At 64.8% G+C, this 7,043-nt stretch carries 1 protein-coding gene and 1 pseudogene; both read left to right on the forward strand.

Annotated features, from left to right (window positions below; genetic code table 11):
- The first annotated feature begins 50 nt into the window (after positions 1–50).
- Positions 51–6,857: a two-partner secretion domain-containing protein gene (locus LJ656_RS25435; RefSeq protein WP_230512283.1), complete on the forward strand. Its 6,807-nt coding sequence runs from the start codon at positions 51–53 to the stop codon at positions 6,855–6,857.
- A gap of 3 nt (positions 6,858–6,860) precedes the next feature.
- A pseudogene (locus LJ656_RS25440) lies at positions 6,861–7,043 on the forward strand (IS3 family transposase); the annotation flags it as partial.

A 7,043-nucleotide genomic window follows, 5' to 3' on the forward strand; every position in this document is an offset into this window, starting at 1 on the left:
GCGATGACGGTGCGCGTCGGCCTCAGTGGATGCGTGCAACGGCGTGGATCATGGTGGTCGTGATGTATTTCACGCCGGCCCTGCTGTTGGCCGAGGCGACCGTACAGGCCGCACCGATCGTCGATCCCCGCGCGCCGATCTCATTTCGGCCGACCATCACGCAGACCAGCACCGGCGTGGCAGCGGTCAATATCGCCGCGCCTAACGCGAACGGCTTGAGCGCGAACCAGTACAGTTCGTTCAACGTCGACAGTTCAGGCCTCGTGCTCAATAACAGCCCGATGCCGGGTACGCCGCTACTTGGCGGCACGCTCGGCGGGAATCCAAATCTGAACGGGCGCGCGGCCACGACGATCCTGAATCAGGTTACCTCGACTGCGTCGTCGATCCTCGCAGGTCCGCTCGAGGTGTTCGGGTCGCCCGCCTCGATCATCATCAGCAACCCCAACGGTCTGTCGGTCAACGGACTTTCTCTGACGAACGCTCCGGGGCTCGTGTTGACCACGGGGGTGCCGCAGTTCATCACTGGCGCGGGCGGCGGCGCCACCAGCTTCGCGAATGCGGGCGCGGTGGCGTATAGCGTTTCTTCTGGCAACGTGACGATCAAAGGCCCCGCAGGCGTGAACGGTCCCGGCACTGGTGTCGAAGGGACGGTGGGCAATATCGACCTGATTGGTCAGTCGGTGACGCTGAACGCGCCGCTGCATGCGAACCAGACTGTCAACGTAATCACGGGCAACCAGACAGTGATTCCCGGCACGACGGGCAACTCAGGCACGAGCTACGCCACCTCGAATATCGCCGCGGGTCCGGCCAGTGCGATCGCGGTCGATGCCAGTCGATATGGTTCGGTTACCGCCGGGCAGATCTATATCGTCTCGACTGCGGCAGGCGAAGGGGTGAACATGCAGGGGCCGCTGGCGGCGACCGCCGGCAACCTGAGCGTGAATGCGAACGGCGACATCACGGTCGGGCAGACGTTTGCGAACCAGAACGTGAGCCTCACGAGCGCCGGCAAGGTCACGATTGGCGATACAGGTCTCGCGAACCAGAACTACACCGTCAATGCCGCGGGCGACATCAACGCGACCGGCAGTGTCTCGGCGGGGCGGGATGTCGTGCTCACCGCCGGAAACAACCTGAATGCGGCGTCGGTGGGCGCGAACGGGCAGGCCAGCCTTGTAGCAGGCAATTCGATGGCGCTGGGCTCGCTCTCCGCAAACGCGATCAGCCTGCAGACGGGAACCGGCGACCTGACCGTCAATTCGGCGCTGACCGCTCCCGACACAATTGCGGCGACCGCCGGACGTGATCTGACGATCAACGGGGCAGTTCAGGGCGGCAGCACGGTGGCCCTGTCTGGCGCGCGTCACGCGACGGTCAACGGCTCGGTCGCGGCGGTCCGTGACACGGCGATCACGGCCCAGACCGGTTCCGTATCCGTTTCAGGCAACGTGCAGAGCAACGGAGCAATCGCGACGACGGCCGCGCGAGACATCGCGCTCGGCGGTACGGTGCAGGCCCAGGGACCGGTTACGGTTACCGCGGCGAATGGTTCGATCACCGGGCAGGGCCAGGTCGCTTCGGCGAACGGGGCCGTGTCGCTTGCAGCAGGCCAGAATGTTCGGATGGGCGGCAGTGTGCAGGCGGGCACGAACCTGAGCGTGCGCGCAGGCGCCGATGCCACGCTGGACGGTACGCTGACGGCACCGGGCTCGGTCAGCGTGACGACCGGACGCGACGCCACGCTCGCCGGTGCGGTGACCGCGGGCGCGACGCTCGCGGTCGATGCAGCACGCAATGCTTCGATCGATGGTGCGGCGGCGTCGCTGGGCAACATGACGTTGTCGGCGTCGGCAGGCACCCTTGCCACGACCGGCGATGTCGTCAGCGTCGGCACGCTCGACGCGAGCGGTCAACAGGGCGTGAACCTCGGCGGCACCGTGTACAGCCGGGGCAACGCGTCGATCGGTTCGGGCGCGGGCGCCGTGGCGGTGGAGGGGACTCTGTCGAGTCCCGGCGCGATCACGGTGAACGCGGCGCAAGACGCAACGGTTGCCGGCGCGCTCCATAGTGGCGGCGACACGACCGTCAACGCCGGCGGTAACGTCGCCCTGAACGGTGGGCTCGAAGCTGACGGAAATGGCAATGCTGCGGTGAATGCCGGCGGCAATCTCACCGGCAACGGTGCAATCAATGTCGCGAACAACACCACGCTGACTGCTGGCAGCAGCATCGCACTGACGGGCGCGCTCCAGACAGGCAACGACTTGGGCGTCGCCGCGGCCCGGGACCTGACAACGGGCGCTGTGACCGCGGTTGGCAACGCGAACGTGACTGCCACGAATGGCAGCGCTACGCTCGGCGGAGACGTAGTGACAGGCGGCAACCTGAGCGTGAGCGCCGGCACGGATGTGAATGCGCAGACCAACGTCACGGCGCTAGGTGATCTGAACCTGAATGCGCGGAGCGGAAATCTCACGGCCAGTGGCGCAGTGTCGACAGCCGGCAACGCGACACTGAACGCCGGGCAGGCTTTGACGCTCGACAGCCAGACCAGCGCGTCGGGCAATGCGACGCTCACCGGCGCGAACATCAGCACGCACGATGTCGGAGTGGGCGGCAACCTGACGGCGACCGCGGCGCAGAACCTCGACACCTCGGCGGGTACGCTCAGCGCGAACGGTACAGCGACGCTCGCGGGGGCGACGGTGACGACCGGCAATCTGCTGATCGGCGGCACTTACAGCGCGACGGGCTCACAAAGCCTTACCACGATCGGCACGGGCGCGTACCTCGGCGACGCGACGCTCGCGGGTGGCATGGTGACGACCGCCGGCACACAGATGGCCGCGGGTACGCTGAACGTCTCGGGGTCGACAGTGACGAATACCGGCGCGCTCTCAGGGCTGACCGCGGCGAACATCGATGCAACCAACCTCGTCAACAGCGGCACCGTATATGGACCGGCAGTGAACGTGTCGGTCGCGAACAGCACGACTAACAACGGCGCGCTGATGGCAACCAATGCGCTCACGTTGACGAGCGGTGTGCTCGACAACAGCAACGGTGTCATTTTTGCGGGCGATGTGAATAACCCGACCGCTGCCACAGGGGACGTGACGGTCAAGGTGACGGGTGCTAACGGCACTTTCGTCAACACGAATGGGCAGATCCTCGGACAGAACAGCGTGACCCTGAATCTGCCGCAGCAGACCGTCGATCTATCGTCTGCTACCTTCGGCACGGTGAACGGCGGTAATGCGCTGAACCTGTCGGTGGCGGCGATCGACAACGGCGGAAGCTGGACACTGCCGGGTACGAAGGTGACTGTTTCGGCTTCCCAGGGAATAACCAATACCGGAACGATTGGGCAGGCGGCAGGCTCGCTCGCGCTCAACGGCGCCGTCGCCAATAGCGGCACCATTGCCGCGCAGGATCTGACGATCAATGGCAACCTCGCCAATCAGGCTGGCGCGACCGTACAGGCGGGTGACGCGTTCACCCTGAACGGTTCGGGCACGAACGCGGGCGTCGTCGAGGCGCTGAACAGTCTCACCATCAGCGGCGCGAGTTACGACAATTCGAACGGTACGACGAGGGCCGGTACCGGCTCGGCGGGCAGCGGCAACATGGTGATCAACCTGTCGGGCGACCTCACCAATGGCGGCGGTTCGATCACGGCGACCAACGATCTGACGCTGACAGCAGCAAACGTGATCAATTCCGGCGCGTCGGGTTCCGGCGCGACCACGACTACGACGACGGTCATCGAAAATCCGGCGCTGCTCATGGCACTCGTAGTCGGCTCCGATACGCTTGACGAGGCTACGATATACGGTGCCGAGAATGGCTTCTGTTGCGATATCACCTCGACGCCACAAAAGGTGACACTCGCGGACGCGCTATCGGCTAACGGCACCGCGACAGGTGTCACGGAAGGGGTTCTTACGCTGCTGCCGGGCAGCCCGCCGGTGTCGACCTCGGGCACGGTGACGTTTGTCCAGGTTGCGGTTCCGACGGCATCCGGTGGCACGCAGAACCTGTGGTTTGTCGAAACGCCGGATAACGCGGGTCTGGCGATCGCCAGGAAAACGATCGCATTGCCAACGGTGACCGAAACGACGACCACGACCGGCGGTGTGCCGGGTGCCAGTTCGGTGATCGCCGCGGGCCATGATCTCAATCTGCGTGCGGGCAGCCTGAACAATAAAGGCGGGACAGTCAGCGCGGGCAACGACGCCAACATCAATGTGCAGTCGCTCGACAATAGCGGCTCGACGTATAGCTCGACGGTGACCGACGGCGTCGATCTCGCGTCGCTGAATACGTTCCTCGCGGCTGCGCCATCCACGATTTCGATCTGGAACAACTACTTCGGCGATATGGCGGTCGGGCCCTACACGTCCGGTTACTACATTGCGCCGCCGGGCATCACGCTTTATTCGCCCGGAGCCGTCACACCGGTATCGACCTCGTCGTCGGTAACGGTGCAGGGCCCAACCGGTCAGATCGTGGCCGGTCACAACGTGAATCTCGCGGGCGGCGATCTCACGAACGCGGGCACGATCGCTGCCGTGAACGACGTGAACATCACCGCGAACAGCTTCACGAACCAGGGCACCAACACCGGCACGATGACGACCACGGCGGGCTGTGCGGCCGGCTATAGCGGCTGTACAGCGGGGACAACGACCAACGACGCTTCGCAGACCTACAGTTACCAGCAGATCAACGCGAACGTCACGGCGGGCAACGATATCGTCATCGCCGCGAACGCGGTCGGCAATAACTACGGCAACCTCGTCGCCGGACGAAACGTCGTGATCGGCGGTGCGGGTACAAGCGCAGGCGATGGCTCGAGCACGCCGACGAACCTGACGCAGGCTGCGAGCGTGACGAATACATCGGGAGCGATCGCGGCTGGCAACGACGTCGATATCAATGCAGCGCGTCTGGTGAACACGATCGCGGCGCCGGTGCAGGTCCACGAAAACTATGGCAGCGCGAAGCCGTTCACGGGCTGCTCGTCGAACTGCGAGGCGTATGTCGATGTGCAGTCGGCCAGTCCCGCGACGATCACGGCGAATCATGACGTCAACCTGAGCGCGGGTACGTTCGCGAATACGGGTAGCCTCGTGACGGGTCTGAACAACGTCACGATCAATGCGACGACGGCGGCGTCGAGCGATAACCAGTATCTCAACGCGTACTGGCACGCGAACCTGTCGTATTACGATGCGAACTTCGCGGCCTGGGGCTGCGCGGGCAACACCGCGCTGTGCGCGTCGCTTTACGGCGGCGCTTACCAGAGCGCGCAGGCGCAGGATCCGGCGGGGTTGCCGGGTGCGGCCGGTCTGCCGAATTTCGTGCCGGGGACGATCCAGGCTGGCAACACGCTCGCGGTGAACTCGCCGACGCTGACCAATACGGGCAACGTCATCGGTCAGACGGTGAATCTGACGGGCTCCACGCTCGTCAATGGCCTGACGAACCCGAATGCCTATACCCCACCGCCGGCGGTGGCCGGTCAGGTAATTACACTGGGACCGCCCTCGGTGCCGTCTACGGCGACCACGACCGTCAACGCAGCGGGTGTGGTGACGAACCTCGCGGGTCAGCCGGTCTCCGTGACGGGGGCCGCGGGTCTGCCGTCCTACTCGCCGATTGGCGTGACGACCGTGGGCAAGCCGGTCGCACCGGCCGTTGGCAGCACGAGCGTTCCGACGGGCACGACCGTGACGACGGTGGCCGGGCAGAAGTTGAACGTGACGTATCTGCTCAATAACCCGGCGTCGGCGGTAACGGGCGATCTGTCGCCCGCCGCGTTGCTCGCGGCACTCCCCGCGAGTCTGCAGCCCGCTACGACGCAGTTCTACTACGACCCGTACACGCAGGCACAGCAGGTGGAGCAGGCGGCGCTTCAGGCGACGGGCAAGTCGAGCTTCTACGCGCTGCCGGCGCAGACCGACAGCCAGACGCAACAGACGGTCAACAACCTCGACACGGCGGCGCTGTATGGCGCTGCGCTGCAGTATGCGGAGCAGAACAACGTTGCGCTCGGCACGCAGCTGAGCCAGGCGCAGCTCGCACTGATCGATGCGCCGATGCTGTGGTACGTCGAAGAGACGGTGCCCGAGCCGGGTTGTACGGCAACGGGTAACGGCGCATGCCCGACCGTCCAGGCGTTGATGCCCGAAGTGCTGCTGCCGCAGAATTTCGCGACTGTGAATGCGGACGGCACGATTAGCGGCACGAATGTCGCGTTGAACTACGCGAACAGCATTCTCAACACCGGCTCTGTCAGCGCGGAGAACCTGAGCATCAGCACCTGCTCGCTGACCAATGAGCAGCGTTCGACCAACGTCGGCGCCATCTACGAGAAACTGGCCGGCGGCGCGGGCGTGACGGAGACGACGGGAACAGTAGTGCAGCAGGGCGGCCTGATGACCGCGGCGAACTACCAGCTCAACGTCGATACGCTGAACCAGATAGGCGGAGCACTGCAGCAGGTCAACGCCGACGGCAGCGCGAACGATGCAGCGAGCGCGCAACTGCTGGCGAACCTGAAGGCGCAGCTCGCGGGCAACTTCACGCAGTCTTCCGTGAACGACAACCTGCACACGTCGGTCGTGGCAGACCAGGGCATGAGTGTGCTCGGCACCGTTTTCATGATGACGGTGATGACCGTGATCTCGATTGGCGCGGCTGGAGCAGCCTCCGCCGCGATCGGTGCGATGGCCAGCGCCGCGGGTGAAGCGGCGGGCTCGGGGGCGACGTTTGCGGCGGCCGGTTCGGGAGCGGGTGCATTGGGCGCGGGGGGGGTGCGGACAAAATCCTGGACTACCTGGAGGTAGTCCGTGTACTCGTACGAAGACCGCATTCGAGCAGTTCATCTCTATCTGAAGTTGGGCAAGCGGATCAGGGCGACCATCAGACAGCTGGGTTACCCGACAAAGAATTCGCTGAAGGCGTGGCATCGCGAGTACGAACGGTGCCATGATTTGCGAGCTGGCTATGTTCGTGCCGCGCCAAGGTATTCG

Source organism: Paraburkholderia sejongensis (assembly GCF_020880815.1).
GTDB classification, from domain to species: Bacteria; Pseudomonadota; Gammaproteobacteria; order Burkholderiales; family Burkholderiaceae; genus Paraburkholderia; species Paraburkholderia sejongensis.

Excerpts from the sequence above, each read along its gene's own strand:
- LJ656_RS25435 (WP_230512283.1), top strand. The coding sequence starts at position 51 with ATGGTGGTCGTGATGTATTTCACGCCGGCCCTGCTGTTGGCCGAGGCG.